The sequence below is a fragment of the Nocardia amamiensis NBRC 102102 genome (genome assembly GCF_001612745.1).
Taxonomy (GTDB): Bacteria; Actinomycetota; Actinomycetes; order Mycobacteriales; family Mycobacteriaceae; genus Nocardia; species Nocardia amamiensis.
Genome location: NZ_BDBA01000430.1, coordinates 1 through 812 on the forward strand (window position 1 = coordinate 1; position 812 = coordinate 812).

1 protein-coding gene is annotated in these 812 nt (G+C 70.3%); it reads right to left on the reverse strand.

Annotated elements, in window-relative coordinates; all coding sequences use genetic code 11:
* Positions 1-812: AMP-binding protein (locus tag NA4_RS38215; RefSeq protein ID WP_157129587.1), on the reverse strand; the 812-nt coding region annotated here is incomplete at both ends.

The window sequence follows — 812 nt, forward strand, 5'->3', positions numbered from 1 at the left end:
CCATCGCCGTGGCGCGCCACCCAATCCGACAGCCTGCGCAGCTCCAGCGCCTCACCGCCGAACACCACGTAACGCAGCGCCAGTGGCGCGGCGCCGGGCGCGGCGTTCCGGTCTGCCTCGGCCAGCTGGTAGAACGCGGACGGCGTCTGGTTGAGCACCGTGACGCGTTCGGCGCGCAGCAGTTCCAGGAACTGCTCCGGCGAGCGTGAGGTGTAGTAGTCGACCACCACGAGGGTGCCGCCGAACAGCAGCGGGCCCCACAGCTCCCACACCGAGAAGTCGAAGGCGTAGCTGTGGAACAACGTCCAGGTGTCCTCGGGCCCGAAACCGAAGTCGCGGTCGGTGTTCGCGAACAACCGCACCACATTGCGGTGCGCCACCGCGACGCCCTTCGGGCGGCCGGTCGAGCCGGAGGTGTAGATCACGTACGCGACGTTGTCCGGCGTGAGCGCGGCGTTCCGGTCGGCGTTGGTGATCGGCGCGTCGTCGGCGTCTTCGATATTGCCGGTCTCCACCGCGAAGCCGTCCAGCACCACGGCGGGCAGCCCGTCCGGGACAGCGACCTGCACCGTGGAATCGAGCACCACGCTGGTCGGCCGGGAATCGGCGAGCACGTAGGCGATGCGGTCGGCCGGGTAGGTCGGGTCCACCGGCACGTAGCCGGCACCGGTCTTCACCACGGCAAGCAGCGCGACCACCAGGTCCAGCGACCGCGGCAGGATCACCGCGACCAGCGTCTCCGGCCCCGCGCCGTCGGCGATCAGCCTGCGCGCCAGCACATTCGCACGCCGGTCCAGCTCCGCGTAGGTCAG